Raw genomic sequence first — 22,045 nt, 5'->3', positions numbered from 1 at the left:
ATATTTTATTAGATGAAAAAAATTAATTTAGCTATTTCTGGCTGCCTAGGGAGAATGGGTCAACAACTTATTAAATCCTCAAAAAATAATAAAAACTTTAAATTAGCTGTTCTGACAGAAAATAAAGCTATCAATAAAAAAATTTCTGGCATCAAACTTGATGTAAATACTGAACAAGCTTTTAAAAAAATTGATGTAATAATAGATTTTACAGTTCCAAACTGTACTTTAGATATTCTAAAAATTGCATCTAAATTAAAAAAAAGGGTAGTAATTGGAACAACTGGATTTACACAGAAAGAAGAGAATATAATTAAAAAAATTTCTAAAAAAATTCCTATTTTAAAAGCAGGTAATATGAGCCTTGGTATTAATTTATTGATGTATCTAACTGAAATTGCCTCAAAATCATTAAATGATGAATATTTAAGTAAAGTTTTTGAGGTTCATCACAAACACAAAAAAGATTACCCATCAGGAACGGCTTTAATGCTTGGAAAAGGTATCGCGGATGGAAAAAATAAAAATCTTTATAATTTAATTGGAAAAAAATTTTTGAATAAAAATTCTTTCCCATATGGGAAAAAAATTAATTTTAATTCAATTAGAAAAGGTGAAATTATTGGAGAACATGAGGTAACATTTTCTAGTGGCAAAGAAATAATAAAATTAAATCATGAAGCATTTGATAGAGCTCTTTACTCAGATGGCGCCTTAACTGCAGCAAAATGGCTTGTTAATAGAAAACCAGGACTTTATTCAATGAGAGATTTATTGAACTTTAAATAATGGTTGAAAAAGAAAAAGCTAATAAAATACTAAAGATTTTAAATAAGATTTATCCAACAACCCCTATCCCTCTAGATCATACTAGTAACTTTACTCTCTTAATGTCGGTTCTTTTATCAGCTCAATGCACCGATCTAAATGTTAATAATGTAACTAAAAGTATATATCCAAAATATAATAAGCCTGAACATTTCGTAAAATTAGGTAGAAAAAGAATTGAAAAATTAATTAAAAGTATTGGCCTCTTTCGAGTTAAAGCAAAAAGCGTTTATTTGATGTCTAAACAGCTTCTAGAAAAGCATGGTGGCAAAGTACCAAGAGACATTGAAGAGCTTGAAAAACTGCCTGGTGTAGGCCATAAAACAGCAAGCGTGGTCATGTCTCAGGGTTTTGGAGTTCCAGCCTTTGCCGTTGATACTCACATACATCGATTAGCTCAAAGATGGGGCTTAACAAATGGTAAAAATGTTATTCAAACTGAAAAAGATTTAAAAAGAATATTCCCAGAAAAAACATGGAGCAAATTACATTTACAAATAATTTATTATGGAAGAGAATTTTGCAAAGCTAGGGAATGTTATGGTTTGACTTGTAAAATTTGCACGACTTGTTATCCTAATAGAAAAAATCCAGTAACAATAAGAAAAGCTTAATATGAAAATACTAGGAATTGGTAATGCGATTGTTGATGTTATATGCAAAGTTGATGATCAATACTTGATAGATAATAAATTAACAAAAAGCACAATGAAATTAGTTGATGAAAGTGAGTTTAAAAAACTTTTATCTACATTAAATATTGAAGAAACAGTTTCTGGTGGATCTGTTGCAAATTCTATTGTTGGATTGTCACAATTAGGAAACGATGTTGGGTTTATAGGTAAAGTTAATGCTGATGATTTAGGGAAAAAGTACGAAGAAGGTTTAACTAAAGAAAAAGTTCAATATTTTTATAATAAAAAACAAGAAACTTTACCAACTGGAACTTGTTTAATTTTAATCACACCTGATGCAGAAAGAACTATGGTTACGTTTTTAGGGATTTCTGGAAAAATTAATGAACAAGATATTAATGAAAAGATAATCAAAGAAAGTGAAATGATATTTTTAGAGGGGTATTTGTGGGACGAAGGAGAGCCAAAGTCTGCTTTTAATAAAGCAATGTTATTTTCTAAAACTAAAGCAATGTCCTTATCAGATCAATTTTGTGTAGAAAGGCATAAAAGTAATTTTTTAGATTTAGTTAAAAATAAACTTGATATTACTTTTGCTAACGAGCAAGAAATTAGATCATTAATTGATGCTAAGAGCTTTGAGGATGTTATTGAATTTGGAAAACAATTAGGAAAACTTTTAATTATCACGCGTGGTGAAAAAGGAAGTATTGCTATTAAAAATCATGAAATTATGGAGTGCCAAAGCAAGCCTAATATAAAAATTGTGGACCTAACAGGTGCTGGTGACCTGTTTGCAGCTGGTTTTCTTCATGGACTAATTAATAATGTTTCAACAAAAGAATGTCTCGAAAAAGGAACTGAAATGTCTTCAAAGATAATTCAAAAAATTGGTGCTAGACTAGATTAAGCTATTTTAGTCAATAAAATAACCACTTTTATGGCTTAATATAAATTTTTCATCTTTAAATAAATTACTTATTTTTTTTCGTAATCTATAAATGTGTGTTTCTACGGTATGGGTTTCCATGCCTATTGGGTAACCCCATATATATTTTTGTAAGTCTGCAACATCGTGTTTAATTTTTTTATTATTTAAGTATAAAATAATTTGAATTTCTTTTTCTGTTAACTTTAAAGTTAAAGTTTCTTTAGAAAAATATTTTGAATTTAAATTTAATTCATAACCTTTAATAATAATCTTAGACTGTTGGTTAAATCTTAATTTGATTAATTTAATATTAATTAACTCTAATAATTTTTTTAAAGATAAGGGTAAATTACTTAAATCTAAAAAATTTTTATCAATTACATTATTATTTGGTAATAATTTATGGTAAGTTTTTGAAATTACTAAATAATCTATTATATCAATATCAAAGTTCTTTTTAAAATCTTCCTCATTTTCAAATTTTGTAATTTTAAAAGATAAATTTTCTTTTATCTCATCTAGGATTTCATATAGTGAATTATAATTTATAATGAAAACATTTTGTATAATCATACTTAATAATACTTAATAATACTTATGATAATTCATGTACCAAATAAAAACACTCTTATAATTGACGACTTTAAATTAAGATGCTGTATAGGGAAAAAGGGCATAAATTCTAACAAAAAAGAGGGTGATTATTCGACTCCTAAAGGGTTATTCAACTTAAAGAAATTATATTTTAGAAAAGATCGAATTGATATTCCAAAGTGTAAAATTAATAAAAAAATCATTAAAAAAGATATGGCCTGGTGTGACGACCCAAAACATAAAAAATACAATGAAGAAATCAAAACACATAGTAAAAATCATAGAGAAAATCTACATAGAAAGGATCATAAGTATGATTATATAATTTCAATCAGTCACAATGAAAGAAAAATTGCATATAGAGGGAGTGCTGTATTTATTCATTTAACAGATAATTACAAACCAACTGCAGGATGTATTGCTTTAAAAGAAAAAGATTTTGAAATATTATTAAAATTAATTGATAAAAAAACTAAAATCAAAATTGGTTAATTTCTACTACCAAATATTTTCGAACCTACCCTGACATACGTTGCATTATTTTTAATTGCCTCTAAATAATCTCCTGACATACCCATACTTAATTCTTTAAAATTTAATTCTTTATTTGTTCAATTCATCTCAGAAAAATATTTTTCTGTATTACTGTCATTTGGAGGAATACACATTGTACCAATAATGTCTAAATTCAAATTTTTACAAAATTTATAAAAATCAAACAATCTTTCTTTCTTTATTCCAGACTTTTGTTCTTCATTGCCAATATTTACCTGTATGAATATTTTTGGTTTTTTTCCTTGTATAACCTGTTCATCTGCAATTTTATTAGCTAATTTCTCACTATCTAGTGAATGAATATAATCAAATATTTTTAGAGCAAATTTTACTTTGTTAGATTGAAGTCTTCCTATCAAATGAAGTTTAATACTGTCATTTATATTTTTTACATCAGTCCACTTATCTAAGGCTTCCTGAACCTTATTTTCCCCATAATGAAAGTGTCCATGCTCTAAAAGTGGTAAAATATTTTCAATAGGAAAAGTCTTTGATACGGCAATAATTTTGGGTATTTTGTCATGATTTACTTTAGATTTAATAAGGTCTTCTATATAAATTAAATTTTTAACTGAATTATGCATAATAAAATTTTAAACAGATATTACTTTATAAATAAATTTGATCAAAGTCATTTAGATAAACAGCTGAAAGAAACAATAATAATCTTTAGAAATTATGATGAAACTATTGATGAAAGTTTAATTTTAAAATTAAAAAATTATTGTAAAAAAAATGGAAATAAATTTTTTCTTTCAAATAATATTAAGTTAGCCATAAAACTCGATTTGGATGGGGCTTATATACCATCATTTAATAAGGATAAAAGGCACCTCTCTTATTCCTTTAAAAAAAAATTTACTCTTCTGGGATCTGCTCACAATATCTATGAAATAAAGACAAAAGAATCACAAAAAGTTAAAGCAATCTTTCTGTCTTCATTATTCAAAAAAAATAAAAATTTTTTAGGTCTTTATAGATTTAAATTATTATCTTTTTATAGTAAAAAACCATTTGTAGCACTTGGTGGAATTTCAAATAATAATTTTAAAAAATTAAGTTTAATTAACTGTCAATTTTTTGCTGGTATTTCTTTTTTTGAACAAAAAAAAGGCCCCTAAAAAGGGGCCCTTTTATTAATTTGTGTTCTAAATTAATTAGAATGCAAACGATAGACCTAAAGACCAATATTCAAGATCTTCATTGGCATCAGTTCCAAAAGCAGTGTTTTCACCGTCAGCCATTTTAGCTGTTACAGTCATTCCACCAGCAGTGTAAGATCCTGATAACATACTGTACTCAGCATCAGTTGCAGCACTCTTCAAATTAACCGATTCTTCACCATAAGTAATCGAAATGGCATCAGACACAGTGTAAGAAATACTCATTGAAGTAGTTTCTTGGTCACCTGTCATATCAGTGTTTCCTAAGTCAACGAAAGAATTAGAATAACCAACAGTTACTGAACCATAAGCATAAGATGCTTTTGCAACAGTTTGATCACCAGATGTGTTTGTAGCAGCTGTATCGATATCAGTTACTGCATAGTGAACTGCTAAACCTTCATAACCAGTATATGCTAAACCATATCCAGTTGCTGAAGCAGCAGTTGAACCTTGAGGTTTGTACGATGCATTTACAGCTAAACCATCAAGCATTTCAGGTAAAGTGTAAAAGAACGCGTTATCACCAGGAGCTGAATCCGAAACAGCTACACCAGCAGTTCCACCACCAGATACGCCATCAAAGTTATCCCAGATGTCGCCTGCAGAAGTAGTATCTATTGAAGATGCAGTTGAACTTCCACCTTCACCAGCAAATACAAGAGTTCCCATAGCGTCAGAACTAATTGTTATTGAGTGACTATCAAACGGTGACGTAGCGCTAGCAGGTACAGTAGCACTGTTAGCAGTTGTTTTCTTGTCATCACCTTGATCTAGTACGAAAGATAGTGAAACATTCATTCCATTGTCTAATTCACCTGAACCAGAAAATGTAAGTTGATTACCCATTGAAAATCCTGTTCCAGCATTTCTTGATACTGCAGAATAACCATCTGTTGTAAGGCTTGCTGAACCAGCCACTGTCATTTCACCAGCAAATACTGATGTAGAAACAAGTGAAGCTGCTAAAGCAGTCATACCTATTTTTTTTATATTGTTCATATTTTTCCTTTGTTATTTGTTATTGTTATTATTAATAATAAACACAACCTATGTACCAAATCAGTGCATAATTTTTTGGATTAATTGCAGTTTTTAAGTAAAAATTCAATTAGTGTTGTATTTTTGCATCACTTTAAAAGTGGCTATTTTCTTATATTTTTAGCATTTTTGATAATATATTGTATAAAACTATTTAATTAACAATTAATATTATTATGAATCCGATTAAATACTTAAAAATTATCTTTTTTTTGTTTTTATGCTCTTTTTTTTTAAACTCATGTGGGGGTAAGTTCCCTGGAGCTGATGCTCGAAAGTATGACCCAGACCCAAAAAAAAGGGTGGCAAAGAATTTATCTGAGGGCAGAGGGTTTAGACTTTCAGAAGGTTTTGGTAAATCTGGTAATGGTGTTTTTGAGTTTGCAAGCTCTAATGAATTATGGAGAGCATCACTTGATATCATAGATTTTATGCCTTTAGCATCTGTTAATTATAGTGGTGGTATTATAATTACAGATTGGTATTCAACAGATCAGGCTTCAAATGAAAGCATTAAAATTTCAATAAGATTTCTAACAAATGAAATAAGATCTGATGCACTAAACATTAAAGTCTTTAATAAAAAATGCTTGGCTCAATTTAATTGTATAATTTCAGAAAAAAATGGAAATCTAATTACTGAATTAAAAGAAAAAATTTTGAAAACAGCAGCACTTTATAAGGCTGAGAAAAAAAAGAAAAACTCTAAAGCTTATAAGGGCAATCAAAAATATTAGGCTATAAGTTTAAAATAAAAATTAAATTTTGTGGATAGATATAATTTTAAAACCGTAGAAGAAAAGTGGCAAAAGCTTTGGGATGAAACCAAAGAGTTTTCAACCAAACTTGATAAAAATAAAAAAAAATTTTATTGTTTGGAAATGTTTCCTTACCCATCGGGAAAAATCCATATGGGACATGTTAGGAATTATACTATTGGCGATGTTCTAGCACGCTTTAAAACTTTGCAGGGATATAATGTTTTGCATCCTATGGGTTGGGATTCTTTTGGAATGCCAGCTGAAAATGCAGCAAGACAAAATAATTTAGACCCTAAAACTTGGACTGAGTCAAATATCAAAATTATGAGATCCCAACTTAAAAAACTTGGTCTATCGATTGATTGGGATAAAGAAGTTTCAACTTGTTCACCCGAATATTATAAACACCAACAAGAGTTTTTTTTAGATCTCTTTGATAAAGGCCTGGTTTATAGAAAAGAAAATTATGTTAACTGGGATCCAGTTGACCAGACAGTTCTAGCCAATGAACAAGTGGTAGATGGTAAAGGTTGGAGATCTGGGGCTATTGTTGAAAGAAAGAAGTTAAATCAATGGTTTTTTAGTATTTCGAAATTTTCTGAAGAACTTTTACAAGGTTTAGATACCTTAAATAATTGGCCGAACAAAGTAAAGATTATGCAGAAAAACTGGATAGGTAAATCTTTTGGTTGTGAGGTTGAGTTTAAAGTTGAAAGTGAAAAACCAATTGAAAGCATTAAGTGTTATACAACAAGACCAGACACTTTATTTGGTTTTTCTTTTCTTGCTCTTTCTACTGATCATTCTTTAGCAAAATATTATGAAGAAGATAAAAAATTTAAAGAATTTAAAAAAGAATGTTCCAAAACTGGTACTACAGAAGAATCCATTGCCTCAGCTGAAAAACTTGGTTTTAAGACTGATATGATGGCAATTAATCCACTAGATAAAAATATGAAGGTTCCAGTTTATTTCGCAAACTTTGTATTAATGGACTATGGACTTGGTGCTGTTTTTGGCTGTCCCGCTCATGATCAAAGAGATTTGGATTTTGCAATAAAATATAATTTAGAAGTTAGGGCTGTTGTTAAACCTGAAAAAGATAGAGAGTTTAAAATAAATGATGAGGCTTATACAGGTGAGGGGTATCTTTATAATTCAAAATTTCTAGATGGTTTAAAGGCTCCGGGCAAATCTATTATGAAAACCATTGAATTTCTTGAAAAAAATAATTTAGGAAAAAAAAAAACTAACTATAGATTAAAAGATTGGGGAATATCAAGACAAAGGTATTGGGGATGTCCCATTCCAATAGCCTATGATGAAGATGATAAACCTGTTAAAATTCCTAGAGAATTGTTGCCAGTTAAGCTCCCTGAAATTCAAAAATTAAGTAACACTGGGAATCCTTTAGACACAGAAGATGCTTGGAAATATTTCAAGTTAGATGGAAAAAAATATAAAAGAGAAACCGATACATTAGATACTTTTGTTGATTCATCTTGGTATTTCTTAAGATTCTGCTCACCTAATAACGCAAATTATGGCTTTACTCAAGAGGAGGTCAACTATTGGATGCCTGTTGATCAATATATTGGTGGTGTGGAACACGCTATTTTACATCTTTTGTATTCAAGATTTTTTATGCAGGCACTTTCCTTTAAAAATGACAATTTTAAATTAAAAGAACCTTTTAAGGGTCTGTTTACGCAAGGAATGGTCTGCCATGAGACTTATAAGGATCAGCAAAATAAATGGTTGAATCCTGAAGAGGTAACCTCTGAAGATGGTAAAATATTTTATAAAAAGAATAATCCCTCAGAAAAAATAATTGTTGGACCAACTGAGTCCATGTCGAAATCAAAAAAAAACACTATAGACCCTGAAAATATAATTCAAAATTATGGAGCAGATTCAGTTAGATTATTTATTTTATCTGACAGCCCTCCAGAAAAGGATGTGCAGTGGTCTGATCAGGGTATGATTGCTTCATTTAAATTTATTCAAAAATTATGGATATTAAATTCCAAAATTTTACAAAAAATTAAAAATAATGATGGAGGAGATGAGGGCAATAATTTAATTAAATTTACCAATCAATTAATCTATAAAGTAACTCATAACCTAGAAAAATTTCACTATAATGTAATAATTGCTAATCTTTATGAAATGTACAATTATTTAATCAAAGAAATTGAGAAACCAATTAAAAAAGAAGTTTTGATTGATAACTATAAAAAGATTTTAATACTAATGAACCCCTTTATTCCACATTTTTCAAATGAATGTTTAAATTTAATAAATGAAAAAAAGATAAGCTGGCCAACAGTTTCCAAGAAAGATCTAATAGAAGAAGAAATTAACTTTGTTGTTCAAATTAACAGTAAAAAAAGGGCTATTTTAAAGGTAAAAAGAGATATTACTGAAAAAGAAATTTTAAAAACGATTAAACTAAACCAAGAAACAGAAAAAAATTTAAAAGGTCAAAAAATTATAAAAATAATTTTTGTACCCAACAGACTTATAAATATTATAATATAGAAAATGCTAAAAAAATTATTCACATTCCTTTTTTTTATATTTTTATCTTCTTGTGGTTATGAGGCAATTCATTCCAAAAAAAATATTTCAGATTACAATTTTTCTTTAGATAAATTAAATTTTACTGGAGATAGGGAAATAAATTTAAAAATTAAAAAAAAATTAAATAATTTTACACTAAAACCAAAAGATAAGAATTATATATTAAAAATTACAACTACTTCTGAAAAAGTAACTTTGGTAAAAAATACCTCAGGCGATGCTACAAGTTTTCAAGCTACAATTACTCTCAATGTAGATGTTTTAATAAATAATAAAATTAAAAATAATTTTATTATCACAGAAAATTTTAAATATAATAATAATTCTAATAAGTTTGATCTAAAAAGATATGAAAGAGAAATTAAAAAGAATTTGACTGAAATAGCTACAGAAAAATTAATTTTTAAATTAGCCAATATAAAATGATAATCAAGTCATTCGAGCTAAACAAAATAAAACTAAATAATCATAAATTTTATTTGTTTTATGGTGATAATGATGGCTTAAAAGAAGAAACTATTAAAAATCTTTTTGAAAAAAAATATAATGATAAAGTTAACAGATACGAAGAAAAAGAAATATTAGAAAATACTGATAATTTTTTTAACAGCCTACTTACTAAATCTTTTTTTGATAACGAAAAACTCATAATCATTAATAGAGCAACTGACAAAATTAGAGAAACTATAGTAGAACTAATAGAAAAAAAACCAGAAGATGTACAGGTAATTTTAAATTCAAAAAATCTCGAAAAAAAATCTACTTTGAGAAAAATCTTTGAAAAAGAAAAATCAATAATATGTGTCCCATTTTATGAAGACAACAATCAAACCTTAAATTCGATAATTAGTCTTTTCTTTAGGAATAAAAAAATACCAATATCTCAACAACTAATAAATGTTTTGATAGAAAGAAGTAGGGGTGATAGAAAAAATTTAAATAATGAATTACAAAAGATTGAGCATTTTTCATCAAATAAAAAAATCCTACATCTTGAAGAGATAATAAAGCTAACCAACCTAGCAGATAACTATGGTGCTTCAGAACTTATTGATAATTCGTTAGCCAAAAATACCAGAAAAACTGTTAAAATTTTGAATGAAAACAACTTTTCCGATGAAGATAATATTATAATCATTAGAACATTGTTGGCTAAACTAAAAAGGTTAATTAAAGTTTATGAATTAGTTGATGAAAAAAATAATATTGAACAGGCAATTTCTATATATAAACCGCCAATATTCTGGAAGGATAAACCACTTGTTGTACAACAAATAAGATCCTGGAAGAAAGATCATTTAAAAAATCTGATTTATAAAACTAATGAAATTGAGCTTTTAATTAAAAAAAACTCTACTTTAAGCAAAAATATATTATCAGATTTTATAATTAATAATTCAAAAAAAACTAATAATTAGATTTTATTATTTCAACTAATTTATTTAGTTGATCTAGATCTTTATACTCCAACAATAAAGATCCTGAATTATTTTTCTTATTTTTAATCAAAACATTAAGACCAATTTTTTCTCTGATTGAATTTTCTAATATTTGTAAATTTACATCCTTTGGTGATTTAAGAGAATGCTTCTTAGTCTTGAAGATTTTAACAAAGTTTTCTGATTGTCTAACTGAAAGATTTTTTTCAATCATTTTATTTGCTATAAACTCTGCATTGTTTAATCCAACCAATATTTTTGCATGCCCTGGTGTTAATTTTTGAGCTTCAATTAATTTTAAAACTACTTCTGGAAGCTTTAATAGCCTTAAAAAGTTAGCAATATGGCTTCTACTTTTTCCAATAAATTGTGCTACTTTTTCTTGGTCATATGAAAATTCTTCAATAAGACGTTGATAGCCACGTGCTTCCTCGATTGCATTTAAGTCATTTCTTTGAACATTTTCGACAATTGCAAATTCTAAAGATTTTAAATCATTTGCATCTGTAATAACTACTGGAACTTCGTGTAACCCTGCTTTTTGTGCTGATAACCACCTTCTCTCTCCTGCAATTATCTCATACTTTGAGCTATCGTCACTAGACTTTCTGACAATAATTGGCTGAATGATGCCTCTCTCTTTTATTGAATTTGTTAAATCTTGTAAACTTTCTTCATCAAATGTTTTCCTTGGTTGAAACTTATTACTTACGAGATCTGATATTGAGATTTTATTAATATTTATTTCTACTTTTGTTTCACCTATTAAAGATGACAAGCCTCTACCCAAACCTTTCTTTATTTTGTTTGTATCCATTATACAGCACTCCCTATTGTTTGTTCTTGATTAATAAACTCATCTGTAAAGTTAAAATATGATTTACTGCCCGGGCAAGATTTGTCATACATTAAAACTGGCATGCCATGTGAAGGAGCCTCAGACAGCCTTACGTTTCTAGGAATTACGGTTAGATAAACTTTTTCATTAAAATAGTCTCTTGCTTCTTTTTCTACCTGTGCAGACAATCTATTTCTTTTATCAAACATTGTTAAAAGTATGCCTCTAATTTTTAATTCAGGATTTAAATTAACTTTTATTCGTTCTATGGTTTTCATTAATTGTGTTAACCCCTCTAAAGCAAAAAATTCAGTCTGTAGTGGCACTAATAGAGAGTGTGAAGACACCAAAGCCATAACAGTAAGTAAACTTAATGATGGTGGACAGTCTATAAGTACATAATCGTAAGTTGTTCTAGAATCATTTGAATAAGCGGTTAATTCACGTTTTAAAATGAAGGCTCTCATGCTGTCATCTGCTGTCTCGACCTCAAGCCCAGACAAATCTACATTTGAGGTAACAATATCTAAATTTTTGAACTCTGTTTTTTTAATAACATCAGAAATTGCCTTTGTTCCATTCAATACTCCATAAATTGTATCACTTGAACTTTCTAAATTAGACAAACCAAGTCCCGTAGTTGCATTTCCTTGTGGATCAAGATCAATTACTAAAACCTTTTTTTTTTGTTGGGCTAAACCCGCTGCAAGATTAATTACCGTTGTTGTTTTTCCAACCCCACCCTTTTGATTTATTACAGAAATAATTTGCATTTAGCTTTTTAATGTCTTTTTTTAATATTTTTTATATTTAATAAAAATGAATCTTCGCTTGTAACACTTTTTTTTTTTGCAAAATCAAAATCCCAATTTATTAAAGTTTTTTCTAAAACTTTTTCTCCATTTTTTCCCATAAAGACAATTAAATTTTTGTAACTACTAAAATTTTTATAAACTAAATCTAAGATTATTGGCAAAGGTTTAAAAGCCCTTGCCATTATTGTACCCGACTCTAAATTTTGTGCCTCAAAAATATTCTCTTGCACGACTTCGGTGTTTAATTTTAAATCCCTAGATACTTTTCTCAAAAAAGAGCTCTTATGGTGACTTTTTTCATATAGGCAAGATTTAATCGAATTATTTTTATTTTTAATCATGATTGATATGATTATACCTGGCATACCACCACCAGATCCTATATCTGTTATTGTATTGCATTTTAAATCAACAAAATCAATAATTTGTGCAGAATCTACTATATGGCGTTCTCTAATTATTTCATTTTTGGCTGTTTCTTTGCTTATAATATTAATATTTTCATTCGCTTGCTGTAACATCGATATGAATAGCTCAAAATCAGTTAATGTTTCACGTGGAACATTTTGGTCTTTTAGTAGTGGGTATTTTTTAAAAATTTCTTCCATTAAGCTATAAGCTTAATAGACTTTCTTTTAACATGTGACAACAAAATATATACAGCAGCTGGAGTTATTCCGTCAATTCTTAGTGCTTGTCCCATGGTTTTTGGTTTTATTTGTTTAAATTTGGCTTTTACCTCATTTGAAAGTCCAGAAAGATCGTCATAATTAACTTTTTCAGGTATAACTAAGTTTTCGTCTCTTTTAAAGGCTAAAATATCTGCTTTTTGTTTTTTAAGGTATCCTCTGTAATGAGCATTTATTTCAATTTGTTCATCTATTTTTTTATCAAAAAAAGGTATTTCGGGCCAAATTTCTCTTATTTTTTTCATATCAACCCCTTTTTGAGCTAATATTTCACTAGACTTTCTTAAAATACCGTCTTTTGCAATTTTAATATTAAAATTTGTAATTTTTGTTGGAGATATCGATGATTCAGACATTATTTTAGATATTATTCCTAATTTGTATTCTTTATCTTTAAAAAGATTTTCTCTTTCATTCGATATTAATCCAATTTTAATTCCTTTATTTGTTAATCTTTTATCAGCGTTATCTGCTCTTAAACTTAATCTATATTCCGCTCTCGAAGTAAACATACGATAGGGCTCGGCAACCCCCTTTGTTACTAAATCATCTATCATAACTCCAATGTAAGCATCTGATCTATCTAAAATAAATGGTTCCTCCTTCTTAAAAGATAACGCAGCATTAATACCAGCTATTAACCCTTGAGCAGCAGCTTCTTCATAACCAGTTGTTCCATTTATCTGTCCAGCAAGGTATAAATTATGTATTTTTTTCGTCTCAAGGGTTAAGAATAGCTCTCTAGGGTCGATATAATCATATTCTATGGCATATCCTGGCCTAATTATCTTAACATTTTCTAAGCCACTGATATTATTACAAATTTCTTGTTGAACATCCTCAGGTAGTGAGGTAGATATTCCATTAGGGTATATTGTATAGTCATTTAGCCCCTCTGGCTCTAAATATATCTGATGTCGGTCCTTATCTGCAAACTTTACTATTTTATCCTCTATTGAAGGACAATATCTTGGACCAACTCCCTGTATGCTTCCTGAATACATGGCACTTCTCTTTAGGTTTTTTTGAATTATCTTATGAACCTTTTCATTCGTATAGGTCATCCTACATGAAACTTGTTTGTTTAAATTTTTTTTAGTTAAGAAAGAAAAAAAATAAGGATCTTCATCTGCAAACTGTTCTTCTAAATTATCATACTTAATTGTTCTAGCATCAAGCCTTGGTGGTGTCCCTGTCTTGAGCCTTCCTATTTTGAAATCATATTTTTTAAGTTGTTCACTTAGCCCTGTTGAAGGCTTCTCATCAAACCTTCCGGCTGGTGTTCTCTCATCACCAATATGAATCAAGCCATTCAAAAACGTGCCTGTTGTTAAGATTAGCTTACTACATAAGATTTTTTTACCTGACTTTGTTTCAAAACCACTTATAGTGTTTTTATTAAAAATAAATCTTATTACAGGATCAGAAAAAATATATAAATTACAGTAGTTTAATAGTTTTTCTTGCATATATTTACGATATAATGATCTATCTGATTGTGTTCTAGGCCCTTGAACTGCAGGTCCTCTACTTCTGTTTAGTAGTCTAAATTGTATACCTGATTTATCTGCAACTTCTCCCATCACACCATCCAAGGCATCTATCTCTCGGACAAGATGGCCTTTACCAAGACCACCTATGGCTGGATTACAAGACATCTCACCTATAGTCTTAATTTTATGAGTGAATAGGGCAGTGCTTACTCCAAGACGCGCAGAGGCGGCTGCAGCTTCACAACCAGCATGTCCTCCTCCTATAACAACAACCTCGAATGATAAATCATTTTTCATTAGTTAAATTTATAACTGATATAAATATTTACAAGCGGACACTATTATTTTATTAAATACTTATTGAGACAATTATGGGTACATTTTAGAATTAAAATTGATGAATAAGTTATATTTATCAACAAAAATGAAGAAAATAAGCTAAAAATTCCTTTAAAATGATGATTATTTACCAATACAAAAATCGTTGAAAATACTACCTAATATCTCCTCAACATCTACTTTTCCAACAATCATCCCTAAATGTCGAGTTGCTAAACGAAGATCTTCTGCAGCTTTGTCAAAATCTTCAGCTTCATTTTTTTCTTCAAAATTTTTTAGATAATTTAAACTTTGCTCAAGATGTTGTCGGTGTCTTTCGCGAGTAATTAAAATATCTTCACTTGTTATAAATTTATTTTTTAATTTATTCTTAATTTTAAAAATTAAAGCTTCTAAGTTAAGATTATTTTTTACTGAAATTAAAACATGTTCAAAGTTTTTTACTTCTTTATTTAAATCTTCTTTTAAAAGGTCAGATTTATTAATTACAAGAATTGCATTTTCATCCATTAATTCTTTCAAAACCCCTTTAAAATCAATACTTTTAGCGTCCATAATAATCAACTTTAAATCTGCATTTACCGCTTTATCGAGTGCTAATTTTATTCCTTTTTTTTCTATTTCATTTTTAGCTTCTCTTATTCCTGCGGTGTCAGAAACTACAACTGGATAACCATCAATATTTAAGTGCGTCTCAATTACATCTCTCGTCGTTCCTGCTATTTCTGAAACAATTGCTGCATCTCGATTTGAAAGATGGTTTAGCAAACTAGATTTTCCAGCATTAGTTGGTCCTATGATTGCAATCTTAAAACCTTCCCTAATTCTTTCACCAATTTTTTGATCGTTTAAAATTTTTTTTAAATTTAAAATTACCTCATTGGAAATTTTTTTAATATTCTTTAAAATATCCTCAGGCAGATCTTCATCTGGGAAATCTATTTTTGCTTCAACGTGCGATAAAATTTTTAAAAGTTTTTCTCTTAAACGATTAAATTCATCTGCAGATTTTCCATTCATGATTTTTATTGCTTGTTGTCTTTGAATTTCAGTTTCTGCTGAAATTAAATCTGCAATACTTTCTGCTTTCAGCAAATTTATTTTTCCATTTTGAAATGCAAGCTTTGTAAACTCACCAGGTTCAGCTAGACGGCAATTTTCAATTTCTGAGATAGAGTTGTGCAAGGCATCAATTACTGCTTTGCTTCCATGTATATGGAATTCGGCCATATCCTCACCTGTGTAGCTCTCAGGGCCAGGAAACCATAACAAAATACCTTCATCAATAAGCTCAGAGGTGTTGATTTTGTTGATTTTTCTCAATGTGGCGAGTCTTGGTTCTGGAACTGTTGTATTGGTTAATAGTTTGATTACTTTTTTGGTGTCTTCACCTGAAACTCTAATAATGGCTATTCCAGAAATTCCTGGACCTGTGGATAGTGCAAATATAGTCATCAATCAAAATATATATATTATATTCAATATTGATATATTTTTTAAAATAATTGTAAATTATGAAAAATAAAGAACAAATATTCAATAACGCACTAAAGCTACATCAAACTGGGAATATAAAAAAGGCACAAAATTTATATTTAGAATTAAGCAAAAATGTTAAAAATAATGAAAGGCTTTTACTTCTTATTGGAACCACATATTTACAAACTGAAAAATATCATACGGCAATAAAATATTTAGATCTATCGATAAAAATTAATCCAAATCTACCAGATTCATATAATAACAGGGGAATAGCATTAACTAAAATATTAAATTATCATAAGTCTATTGAAGATTATAATAGAGCCATTAGTCTAAACAAAAATTATTTTGATGCATATTTAAATAAGGGTACCTCTTTAAAAATTATCAAAAAATATAAAGAAGCAATTAACTGTTTTGAATATTGTATAAAACTAAAACCAAATGACTCAAAGATTTACAACAATTTAGGAAATTTATTTAGAGAACTAAAAGAATATAAAAAAGCAATTCATTATTTTAGTAAGACAATACAACTTAATAAAAATTTTGTTGAAGCATATTGTAGTAGGGGTAACTTATTTGAACATTACAATCAAATGGAGCTTGCAATTAATGATTATGAAAATGCAATAAAGTTAAACGATGAAATAGATTTTATATATGGAGATTTAATGCATGCAAAAATGCATATTTGTGATTGGAATAATTATGAATTTTTAAAGAAAAACATCGAAAAAAAAATTAACATTAACGAAAAAGTTATCAGACCTTTTAGTTTTCTCTCATTAACAGATGATCAATATAAACACAAAATTGTCTCTAAAAATTTCTCAAAAAATTTATTTCACAATCTTCCTCATAGAGAAAAAATAAAACAAATTAATAATAAAAAAATTAAAATTGGTTATTTTTCCGGTGATTTTCGTGATCATGCAGGCTTACATTTAATATTAGATGTTTTTAAAAATCATGACAATTCTAAATTTGAAATTTATGGATTTAGTCATGGACCAAAAAAAGATAAATGGACAGATGAAGTTAAAAAACATTTTTATAAATTTTTTGATGTTTATGATTTGTCCGAAGAAGAAATTTCAAAATTGAGCAAAAATGAGGGGATTGATATTGCGATCGACCTACGTGGATATACAAAAAACGCGATTACTAAAACATTTTATTATGGAGCTGCGCCGATACAAATTGTTTATTTAGGTTATCCCGGAACAATGGGTAATAAATACTATGATTATATAATTGCAGATAAACAGGTAATACCACTGGAAGAATTAAAAAATTTTTCTGAAAAAGTTTTATATTTACCAAATTGTTATCAACCCAATCAGTCTAAAATCCAAATTTCAAAGAATAATTTATCTAAAAAAGATTTTAATCTTCCAGAAGACTCTTTCATTTTTAGCTGCTTAAATGCAAGCTATAAAATAAATCCATTAATCTTTGATTGTTGGATGAAAATTTTAAATAAATGTGAAAATAGCGTTCTTTGGTTATTAGAAGAAAATGATAAAAGTACCGAGAATTTGATTAAAGAAGCAAAAAATAGGGGCATCAAAGAACATAGAATAATCTTTGCTAAAAGAACATCTATAGATGTCCACTTGAAAAGGTTTAAATTTATAGATTTATTTTTAGACACTTATCCCTATGGTGCCCATACAACAGCCAGTGAAGCTATTAGAATGGGAGTTCCAATAATAACAATGATTGGTAAATCTTTTGCTTCCAGAGTAGCAAGCAGCATACTTGTAAATGCTGGATTGAAAGAATTAATTACAGAAAATGTTACTGAATATACAACAACGGCTGTTGAGATAGCTCTTAATAAAAATAAACAGAAAAAATTAAAAAAACATCTCTCTAACCCTGAAAAAACAGACAGCTTATTCAATAATAAAAAATTTACAAAAAATTTAGAAAATATATTCTTAGATTTAATTAAAAATTAAAAGCCTAAGCAGGCTTATTCATTGAGCTAAAGAAATCTGCGTTGCTTTTTGTTTCTTTAAGTTTTGAATTAATAAATTCAATAGCATCCATTGTTCCCATTGGACTAATGATTCTTCTTAATACATTCATTTTTGAAAGATCATCTTTATCAAACAATAATTCCTCTCTTCTTGTTCCAGATTTAGTTATATCAATCGCCGGATAAATTCTTTTCTCTGCAATTTTTCTATCAAGAACTGTTTCGCTATTTCCTGTTCCTTTAAATTCTTCAAAAATTACTTCATCCATTCTTGATCCTGTATCTATCAGCGCAGTTGAGATGATTGTTAAAGATCCACCTTCTTCAATATTTCTTGCAGCACCAAAGAATCTTTTTGGTCTTTGAAGTGCATTCGCATCAACTCCCCCTGTTAATACTTTTCCAGAGCTTGGAATTACAGCGTTGTACGCTCTACCAAGTCTTGTTATTGAATCTAATAAGATTACTACATCTTTTTTATGTTCCGTTAATCGTTTCGCTTTTTCAATTACCATTTCAGCAACAGCAACATGTCTAGAAGCTGGCTCATCAAATGTGGAGCTGATAACTTCTCCTCTAACCGTTCTTTTCATGTCAGTTACTTCTTCTGGTCTTTCATCAATTAATAAAACCATCAAGTAACTTTCTGGATAGTTTTTGGCAATTGAGTTTGCAATGCTTTGTAAAATCATTGTCTTACCCGCTTTAGGAGGGGAAATAATTATTGATCTTTGACCTTTTCCAATAGGACTTACAAGGTCAATTAACCTTGGTGTTAAATCAGGTTTTTTTTCAATCTTGGTTGTTTCAATTTCCATAACCATTTGTTGGTCAGGATAAAGAGGTGTTAAATTATCAAATGCAATTTTGTGTCGAGCTTTTTCTGGTTCTTCAAAATTTATTTTTTCCACTTGTAATAATGCAAAATATCTTTCTCCTTCTTTAGGGGCTCTCACGGGTCCTTCAACGGTATCCCCAGTTCTCAAACCAAATTTTCTTATTTGACTTGGGCTAACATAAATATCATCTGGGCCAGCCAAATAATTTGATTCCATTGCTCTTAAGAATCCAAATCCATCTTGCAATAATTGCAAAACTCCTGCTCCAGTAATTTCTTCTTTCTCGGCAACTTTTTTTAAAATAGCAAACAATATTTCTTGTTTTCTGAGTGTGCTTGCATTTTCAATGCCCAGCTTTTCAGCTTGTGTTATTAATTGTTCAGATGATTTTAGTTTAAGTTCTTGAATATTCATTTTGAGGGATTGAGTTTAAGATTTGTTAGATGATTTGAATATATATACTCTAACGAGTATTTCAAGTTTAGATAGGTTTAAATATAACAATAAAAACAACCAAAATGAGCAATATTGTTGGCACTTCATTAATTATTCTAAAAAATTTAGAGGATTTAGTATTTTGATCTAGTTTAAAATCATTAAGTAATTTTCCTAAATAAAAATGATAAATTGTTAATGAAATTATTAATATTAATTTTAGTTTTAACCAAAGTGTTAAAATAACCTCAAAGCCAATAACAGAGATTAATATTAATCCAAAAATCCAAGATAAAATCATTGCTGGCATCATGATAAAATAAAATAATTTTCTTTCCATTATTTTAAATATTGAAGATGAAATTTTATGATCAATATTTACTACATGATAAACAAAAATTCTTGGAAGATATAAAAGGCCAGCCATCCAAGAAATTACAGCTATCAGGTGGAGACTTTTAAATAAAAGATAACTATTCATAATTTAGACAAGGACACTTTTTAAAATTTGAAGGACACTGAGTCTTTGGAGGATAAAGATTTTCACTAAACTTATATTCATTTTTTTTTATTATCAAATTCGACATGGCTTTAATAAAATCTTCATTTATGCCAAGAGCAGGGACACGCGTATAATTTTTGCATCCATTATCGTCTGCGATCTCTTTATACTCTATGTCTAATTCAACAAGTGTTTCTGAGTGTTCAGAAACAAATGCGATAGGGACTAAGACAATGTGCTTGCCAAGTTTAGAATTTTCAACAATTATATCTTCAGTGGATGGTCCTATCCATTTCAGTGGGCCAACTCTACTTTGATAACTTAATACCCAATCCAAATTTTCAATGTTCAAATTCTCAACTATTTTCTGGACAGATTGTTCTACTTGCCATTGATATGGATCTCCCTTTTTAATATTTTTTTCTGGCAAACCATGGGCAGAAAATATTAATTTAAAATTTTTAAGGTCTTTAATTTTTTTTATTATTTGTTTTGTGTGTGCGTTGATAAAATTTTGATCCGTAGGGTAACAACAAATTGTGCTTGTTTTGATTTGGTAGTTATTTTTTTTACAGACGTCTTTCCATTCTTTGATGGAAGACCCAGAAGTTGCAGCAGAATATTGTGGATAAAGTGGCATTAAAATAACTTCTTCGGGGTCAAATAATTGAACATCTTTGATCACATCATTTGCTCTTGGATTCCAACATCTCATCACAATAAAACATTTATATTCATTGCCCGTTTCAGTTTGGTTTAGCTTTGTTTCAAGTGCCTCCGATTGTTCCTTGGTTAATTTTAGTATCGGTGATGAACCACCAAGCTCTTCATAGATCTTTTTAGCGACTGGCGCTCTTCTATTAGATATCAGTTTTGCTAAAGGGTATCTCAATATAGTTGGTAAATTTAGAATTGCTGGATCATTAAATAAGTTAAATAAAAACGGCTCTACATTTTCAATTTTATCAGGACCACCGAGATTAAATAAAACTACTGCTTTTTTCATTTAATAATCTTTTACTGTTTTGACCAAGTACTCGACCATTCCGGGGTTGGTTTTGGGTAATATCCCATGACCCAAGTTAAATATATAGGGATGATCTTTAAAGGTATCTAAATATTTTAAAGCTTCTTTTTTTAAATTTTCTTTATCTGTTAATAAAATTTTAGGATCGAGACCCCCTTGAACTGGTATATTTATTTCCTTACATATTGAAACAGGATTAACATCATAGTCAATATTAATAACATCAGGTTTAACAATATCACAATAGTTTTTATAATTTTTTATTCCTCTTGGAAAACAAATTACAGGAATATTTAGTGACTTAACATAATCTACTAAGTTTAATGTTGGCACATACACATAATTTGGTAGGTCTTTTTCTTCTAAGAGGCCAGCCCAACTATCAAAAATTTGAATTACTGTTGCACCATTTTTTATCTGTTGGTTAATATGTAATTTTAAAAACTTTTCTAAAATTACTAAAATTCTATTTATTAAAAATTCATCTTTAAAAAAATTTTTTACCAGTTCTTTTTTTGGGGAATGTTTATTAATCATATAAACTAACAATGTCCATGGTGCACCAACAAACCCTATTAAGTTTTTATTTTTTATTAACTTGTCTTCGCTAACTTTTTTAATTGATTTATAAACTGGATATAATTTTTCTATAAAATCAATTTCATCGACCTTAGATATTTTTTGTAAATCTAATGAACCCAGTTTTGGACCAAAATCTTTTTCAAATTTTACTTCTTGGTTTAATCCATATGGGATCATTAAAATATCTGAAAAAATTATTGCAGCATCTAAATCAAATCTTTTAAGAGGTTGTAAAGTTATCTCTGAAGATAAATTATCATTTAAACATAAATTTATAAAATCTGGATTTAATTTTCTAATTTCTCTAAACTCTGGTAAATATCTACCTGCTTGTCTCATTAACCATATTGGAGAATTGTTTGTTTTTTTGTTTATTATAGTTTCTTGAATAGGGGTCATAATAATAAGTAAATATTTAATTATAGTATTAGTTATATAGTATGTGAATAATGGTAATTAGTTGTTTTTTAATTTTTATACACGATTT

Annotated in this window: 21 protein-coding genes and 1 pseudogene; 10 read left to right on the top strand and 12 right to left on the bottom strand. The window is 28.5% G+C overall.

Going from position 1 to position 22,045, the window contains the following annotated elements:
* Nucleotides 1-12: 12 nt before the first annotated feature.
* The 3 genes from dapB to ABXT45_RS07345 are packed head-to-tail and all read left to right on the top strand — an operon-like array spanning nucleotide 13 to nucleotide 2,373.
* On the top strand, nucleotides 13-789 hold the full coding sequence (dapB, locus tag ABXT45_RS07355; protein WP_415313509.1) for a 4-hydroxy-tetrahydrodipicolinate reductase: 777 nt from the start codon (nucleotides 13-15) through the stop codon (nucleotides 787-789).
* Nucleotides 789-1,442, top strand: coding sequence for an endonuclease III (gene nth, locus ABXT45_RS07350; protein ID WP_415313508.1), 654 nt, complete (start codon nucleotides 789-791; stop codon nucleotides 1,440-1,442). The genes dapB and nth overlap by 1 nt, the downstream gene beginning before the upstream one ends.
* A gap of 1 nt (nucleotide 1,443) precedes the next feature.
* Nucleotides 1,444-2,373 carry an adenosine kinase gene (locus tag ABXT45_RS07345; RefSeq protein WP_415313506.1) on the top strand — a complete coding sequence of 310 codons (930 nt, stop codon included), beginning with the start codon at nucleotides 1,444-1,446 and terminating at the stop codon, nucleotides 2,371-2,373.
* 6 nt (nucleotides 2,374-2,379) lie between these two features.
* On the opposite strand, the gene ABXT45_RS07340 is transcribed toward ABXT45_RS07345, so the two are convergent.
* A complete protein-coding gene (locus ABXT45_RS07340) occupies nucleotides 2,380-2,967 on the bottom strand; it encodes a helix-turn-helix domain-containing protein (protein WP_415313504.1) in 588 nt (195 codons plus the stop codon).
* 24 nt (nucleotides 2,968-2,991) lie between these two features.
* Here ABXT45_RS07340 and ABXT45_RS07335 point away from each other — a divergent pair, with 24 nt between their 5' ends.
* Nucleotides 2,992-3,480: a L,D-transpeptidase family protein gene (locus ABXT45_RS07335; protein ID WP_415313503.1), complete on the top strand. Its 489-nt coding sequence runs from the start codon at nucleotides 2,992-2,994 to the stop codon at nucleotides 3,478-3,480.
* On the opposite strand, the pseudogene ABXT45_RS07330 reads toward ABXT45_RS07335, so the two are convergent.
* A pseudogene (locus ABXT45_RS07330) lies at nucleotides 3,477-4,127 on the bottom strand (YggS family pyridoxal phosphate-dependent enzyme). The gene ABXT45_RS07335 and the pseudogene ABXT45_RS07330 sit on opposite strands and share 4 nt — an antisense overlap.
* Between ABXT45_RS07330 and ABXT45_RS07325 the strand changes: the two are divergent.
* Complete coding sequence (locus ABXT45_RS07325; RefSeq protein ID WP_415313501.1) at nucleotides 4,122-4,664, top strand: thiamine phosphate synthase; 543 nt, start codon at nucleotides 4,122-4,124, stop codon at nucleotides 4,662-4,664. The pseudogene ABXT45_RS07330 and the gene ABXT45_RS07325 overlap by 6 nt on opposite strands.
* A gap of 36 nt (nucleotides 4,665-4,700) precedes the next feature.
* On the opposite strand, the gene ABXT45_RS07320 is transcribed toward ABXT45_RS07325, so the two are convergent.
* Nucleotides 4,701-5,708 (bottom strand): porin, encoded by a 1,008-nt coding sequence (locus tag ABXT45_RS07320; RefSeq protein ID WP_415313499.1) that lies wholly within the window; start codon nucleotides 5,706-5,708, stop codon nucleotides 4,701-4,703.
* Nucleotides 5,709-5,923: 215 nt separating this feature from the next.
* On the opposite strand from ABXT45_RS07320, the gene ABXT45_RS07315 reads away from it, so the two are divergent.
* Genes ABXT45_RS07315 through holA form a run of 4 tightly spaced genes read left to right on the top strand, consistent with a single transcriptional unit; the run spans nucleotide 5,924 to nucleotide 10,509 of the window.
* Nucleotides 5,924-6,484, top strand: coding sequence for a DUF3576 domain-containing protein (locus ABXT45_RS07315; protein WP_415313497.1), 561 nt, complete (start codon nucleotides 5,924-5,926; stop codon nucleotides 6,482-6,484).
* 30 nt (nucleotides 6,485-6,514) lie between these two features.
* Nucleotides 6,515-9,049, top strand: coding sequence for a leucine--tRNA ligase (gene leuS, locus ABXT45_RS07310; protein ID WP_415313495.1), 2,535 nt, complete (start codon nucleotides 6,515-6,517; stop codon nucleotides 9,047-9,049).
* 3 nt (nucleotides 9,050-9,052) lie between these two features.
* Nucleotides 9,053-9,517, top strand: a complete 465-nt coding sequence (gene lptE / locus ABXT45_RS07305; RefSeq protein ID WP_415313494.1) for an LPS assembly lipoprotein LptE — start codon at nucleotides 9,053-9,055, stop codon at nucleotides 9,515-9,517.
* Nucleotides 9,514-10,509 (top strand): DNA polymerase III subunit delta, encoded by a 996-nt coding sequence (gene holA, locus ABXT45_RS07300; protein WP_415313492.1) that lies wholly within the window; start codon nucleotides 9,514-9,516, stop codon nucleotides 10,507-10,509. The genes lptE and holA overlap by 4 nt, the downstream gene beginning before the upstream one ends.
* Here the strand turns inward: holA and ABXT45_RS07295 are convergent.
* From ABXT45_RS07295 to mnmE, 5 genes are all read right to left on the bottom strand, one after another.
* Nucleotides 10,499-11,347: a ParB/RepB/Spo0J family partition protein gene (locus ABXT45_RS07295; RefSeq protein WP_415313490.1), complete on the bottom strand. Its 849-nt coding sequence runs from the start codon at nucleotides 11,345-11,347 to the stop codon at nucleotides 10,499-10,501. The two genes, holA and ABXT45_RS07295, sit on opposite strands and share 11 nt — an antisense overlap.
* Nucleotides 11,347-12,141, bottom strand: a complete 795-nt coding sequence (locus ABXT45_RS07290; RefSeq protein WP_415313489.1) for a ParA family protein — start codon at nucleotides 12,139-12,141, stop codon at nucleotides 11,347-11,349. Before ABXT45_RS07290 ends, ABXT45_RS07295 begins: the two co-directional genes overlap by 1 nt.
* A gap of 8 nt (nucleotides 12,142-12,149) precedes the next feature.
* Nucleotides 12,150-12,791 carry a 16S rRNA (guanine(527)-N(7))-methyltransferase RsmG gene (locus ABXT45_RS07285; protein ID WP_415313488.1) on the bottom strand — a complete coding sequence of 214 codons (642 nt, stop codon included), beginning with the start codon at nucleotides 12,789-12,791 and terminating at the stop codon, nucleotides 12,150-12,152.
* Entirely contained in the window at nucleotides 12,791-14,662 is a 1,872-nt protein-coding gene (gene mnmG / locus ABXT45_RS07280) for a tRNA uridine-5-carboxymethylaminomethyl(34) synthesis enzyme MnmG (RefSeq protein WP_415313486.1), read from the bottom strand. The genes ABXT45_RS07285 and mnmG overlap by 1 nt, the downstream gene beginning before the upstream one ends.
* A 165-nt stretch (nucleotides 14,663-14,827) precedes the next feature.
* Nucleotides 14,828-16,159: a tRNA uridine-5-carboxymethylaminomethyl(34) synthesis GTPase MnmE gene (gene mnmE / locus ABXT45_RS07275; RefSeq protein ID WP_415313484.1), complete on the bottom strand. Its 1,332-nt coding sequence runs from the start codon at nucleotides 16,157-16,159 to the stop codon at nucleotides 14,828-14,830.
* Between the two features lie 59 nt (nucleotides 16,160-16,218).
* Here mnmE and ABXT45_RS07270 point away from each other — a divergent pair, with 59 nt between their 5' ends.
* Nucleotides 16,219-18,153: a tetratricopeptide repeat protein gene (locus tag ABXT45_RS07270; RefSeq protein ID WP_415313482.1), complete on the top strand. Its 1,935-nt coding sequence runs from the start codon at nucleotides 16,219-16,221 to the stop codon at nucleotides 18,151-18,153.
* Between the two features lie 4 nt (nucleotides 18,154-18,157).
* Here the strand turns inward: ABXT45_RS07270 and rho are convergent, their stop codons facing one another.
* The 4 genes from rho to hemE all read right to left on the bottom strand — a co-directional run bounded on the left by rho (nucleotide 18,158) and on the right by hemE (nucleotide 21,957).
* On the bottom strand, nucleotides 18,158-19,426 hold the full coding sequence (rho, locus tag ABXT45_RS07265; protein ID WP_415313480.1) for a transcription termination factor Rho: 1,269 nt from the start codon (nucleotides 19,424-19,426) through the stop codon (nucleotides 18,158-18,160).
* A gap of 67 nt (nucleotides 19,427-19,493) precedes the next feature.
* Nucleotides 19,494-19,928, bottom strand: a complete 435-nt coding sequence (hemJ, locus tag ABXT45_RS07260; RefSeq protein WP_415313478.1) for a protoporphyrinogen oxidase HemJ — start codon at nucleotides 19,926-19,928, stop codon at nucleotides 19,494-19,496.
* On the bottom strand, nucleotides 19,921-20,955 hold the full coding sequence (hemH, locus tag ABXT45_RS07255) for a ferrochelatase (protein ID WP_415313477.1): 1,035 nt from the start codon (nucleotides 20,953-20,955) through the stop codon (nucleotides 19,921-19,923). Before hemH ends, hemJ begins: the two co-directional genes overlap by 8 nt.
* Nucleotides 20,956-21,957, bottom strand: a complete 1,002-nt coding sequence (gene hemE / locus ABXT45_RS07250; protein WP_415313475.1) for a uroporphyrinogen decarboxylase — start codon at nucleotides 21,955-21,957, stop codon at nucleotides 20,956-20,958. It lies immediately after the preceding gene.
* Between the last annotated feature and the right edge of the window lie 88 nt (nucleotides 21,958-22,045).

This window comes from Candidatus Pelagibacter sp. Uisw_106, assembly GCF_047724975.1.
Lineage (GTDB): Bacteria > Pseudomonadota > Alphaproteobacteria > Pelagibacterales > Pelagibacteraceae > Pelagibacter.
The sequence above is the reverse complement of the archived record's forward strand: the minus strand, read 5'-3'. Positions and strand labels throughout refer to the sequence as shown.